The sequence below is a fragment of the Pricia sp. genome (genome assembly GCF_041745955.1).
Lineage (GTDB): Bacteria > Bacteroidota > Bacteroidia > Flavobacteriales > Flavobacteriaceae > Pricia.
Genome location: NZ_JBGTHY010000320.1, coordinates 1 through 2,588, shown reverse-complemented (window position 1 = coordinate 2,588; position 2,588 = coordinate 1). Strand labels below are relative to the sequence as shown.

Here is a 2,588-nt window from a genome sequence, read left to right as displayed (position 1 = left end):
ATAACTACGGACCCCGGTACATTTTTCATAACTGAAGTCGAACTCATCAAATTGGGCGTTCTTGGTAATATCCACCAGAACGGGACCGGGCCGACCGGACCTAGCAATATAAAATGCCTTGGCCATGGCCTCGGGAATCTCGGAGGCCTTGGTGATTTGAACGTTCCATTTCGTGACGGGCGTGGAAATACCGATGATATCGGTTTCCTGAAAGGCATCCGAACCCAGTAAATGTCTGGGCACCTGACCTGTTATACATACCAATGGCGTCGAGTCGATTTGCGCGTCCGCCAATCCGGTGACCAGATTGGTGGCGCCCGGCCCCGATGTGGCCATGGCAACACCTACTTTTCCCGTTACCCGGGCGTACCCTTGTGCGGCATGGGCCGCCCCTTGCTCGTGACGACTGAGGATATGGGTAAGTTTATCCTGAAACTTATAAAGCTCGTCGTAAACGGGCATTATCGCACCACCGGGATAGCCATACAGCAAATCGACACCTTCTGCCAAAAGACAGTGGATTATGGCTTCGGCCCCAGAAATCCTTAGTTTGGCCTTTTTTTTAGGGGTCTCTTTCTTTATTTTCAATGTTTCCATCTATTCAAGTGCAAGTATCAAGTTCAAAAAAGTTTCTTTTCTCTAATTTATGTTCTTTTTTCTTATTCAGCCTTTGTGGCAGACCTACAAAGAGGTCGCGGAGCGATGACACCTTGCAGGTCAGGCTGCCTGCGCGCTTAGATTTCATCAGTAACACAGCCTTGTGAGGCGGATGAAACCGTTTTTGCATATTTGTACAGGCTGCCGCGTTTTACTTTTAATGCGGGTTGTTTCCAGTTTTTTCGGCGCTCGGCCAGTTCTTCGTTGGACAAGTCTACGGAGATACTATTCTTTTCGGCATCGATGGTGATGACATCACCGTCCTTGAGCAGGGCTATGGTGCCGCCGTCTTGGGCTTCAGGACATACGTGGCCGACTACAAAACCGTGGGTGCCTCCAGAAAAACGGCCATCCGTTATCAGGGCGACTTCCTTGCCGAGACCCGCGCCCATAATGGCAGCTGTGGGCTTTAGCATTTCGGGCATTCCGGGGCCGCCTTTGGGGCCTTCGTAGCGGATGACCACCACATTGCCTTTTTTGACCTCGCCCCTACCAATGCCGGCATTGGCCTTGAATTCGTCGTCGTATACTTTGGCGGGCCCTGAAAAATGGAGTCCCTCTTTTCCCGTTATCTTGGCTACGGAACCCTCTTCGGCAAGATTTCCGTAGAGGATACGTAAATGTCCCGTTTCCTTGATAGGGGCGTTCAACGGTTTTATGACTTCCTGACCTTCCTGTAAACCGGGCAGTTCGGCCAAATTTTCGGCAATGGTCTTGCCGGTGATGGTAAGGCAATCGCCGTGTAGCATCCCATTTTCGAGCATGAACTTCATGACCGCAGGGGTTCCGCCCACACGGTGCAAATCTTCCATCAAATATTTTCCGCTGGGCTTTAGATCCGCCAAAAAGGGAGTGGTATCGCTTATTTTCTGAAAATCATCCAAGGTAAAATCCACATCCGCGGCCTTGGCGATGGCCATAAAATGGAGTACTGCATTGGTAGAGCCGCCTAAAAGCGTCAAAAGACGAATGGCGTTTTCAAAGGATTTCCGGGTAATGATATCGCTGGGCTTGATGTCGTTTTCGAGCAAATGGCGCAGGGCCCTTCCTGAATGTATCGCATCCTGTTGCTTTTCCTTTCCAACAGCGGGGTTGGAGGAGTTGTAAGGCAGGGCCATTCCCAAAGCCTCAATGGCCGAGGCCATCGTATTGGCCGTATACATACCGCCACAGGCTCCCGCACCGGGACAGGCATTGTGAATAACTCCCTTATAATCCGCTTCGTTCATGGTACCGGCAACTTTTTCGCCCCAGGCCTCGAACGCGGAAACGATATCCAATTTTTTATCCTTGAAACAGCCGGAAGCGATCGTTCCGCCATAGACCAATATCGAAGGTCGATCCAATCGTATCATCGCCATCAGTGCACCGGGCATATTTTTATCACAGCCCACGACCGTTACCAGTCCGTCATAATTCATCGCCTGTACCACAGTCTCCATAGAATCGGCGATCAAATCACGGGAGGGCAACGAATACCGCATACCGTACGTACCCATCGAAATGCCGTCACTGACCCCGATGGTGTTGAAAACCAAGCCTACCGATCCACTTTCGTTGATACCCTTTTTGACCTCTTGGGCGAGATCGTTCAGGTGCATGTTACAGGGATTGCCCTCATAGCCCGTGCTACCGATACCGATCAACGGTTTTTTCAGGTCGTCGTCGGTAAGGCCAATGGCATGTAACATAGCTTGGGCAGCAGGTTGTGTTGGGTCTTGGGTAACGTTTTTACTGTATTTGTTCAATTCCATTCAAAAAGTTCTTTTGGTAGCTTGTTCAAAGATATAGGTTTCTGGATTCCTTAGAATTTAACAGTTCAAACCTATCGAATGTCAATCATCCTTTAATTATCGCATGCTATTGATAATCAATAGTATAAACTATTTTTTTTATCATATTCAATTCCATATCAAAAAAAGGGGGGGAGG

The 2,588-nt window shown here is 49.2% G+C and carries 2 protein-coding genes; both read right to left on the bottom strand.

Features of this window, described 5'->3' with window-relative positions; all coding sequences use genetic code 11:
* On the bottom strand, positions 1 to 597 hold a 597-nt coding region (locus ACEW8S_RS11685; RefSeq protein WP_373518327.1), incomplete at its 3' end, for a thiamine pyrophosphate-binding protein.
* Between the two features lie 137 nt (positions 598 to 734).
* Entirely contained in the window at positions 735 to 2,411 is a 1,677-nt protein-coding gene (ilvD, locus tag ACEW8S_RS11680; RefSeq protein ID WP_373518326.1) for a dihydroxy-acid dehydratase, read from the bottom strand.
* Between the last annotated feature and the right edge of the window lie 177 nt (positions 2,412 to 2,588).